Source organism: Cupriavidus sp. SIMBA_020 (genome assembly GCF_046535395.1).
Taxonomy (GTDB): domain Bacteria; phylum Pseudomonadota; class Gammaproteobacteria; order Burkholderiales; family Burkholderiaceae; genus Cupriavidus; species Cupriavidus campinensis.
This window is the reverse complement of sequence record NZ_JAWRWU010001608.1, coordinates 1-238: the sequence shown is the minus strand read 5'-3', so window position 1 is coordinate 238 and position 238 is coordinate 1. Positions and strand designations below refer to the sequence as shown.

At 69.7% G+C, this 238-nt stretch carries 1 protein-coding gene; it reads right to left on the bottom strand.

Annotation, left to right across the window (positions count from 1 at the left end):
* Nucleotides 1–238: ATP-binding cassette domain-containing protein (locus SB751_RS35045; RefSeq protein ID WP_410749623.1), on the bottom strand; the 238-nt coding region annotated here is incomplete at both ends.

Sequence of the window (238 nt, the reverse complement as noted above, 5' to 3'; positions counted from 1 at the left end):
AGGCGCTGGATCAGCTTGATGAACGTGGTCTTGCCCGATCCCGAATGGCCCACCAGTCCGACCCGTTCGCCCGGCGCGATGCGCGTCGAGAAGCCGTCGTAAAGCGGCGCCTCGTGGCGGCCGTAGCGGAAGGTCACGTCCTCGAAGCGGATCTCGCCGGCGGTGACGCGGATCCGGCCCGCGCCGGGACGGTCGTCCACGCCCAGCGGCTGCTTCTCCAGCGCCACCAGTTCCTCCA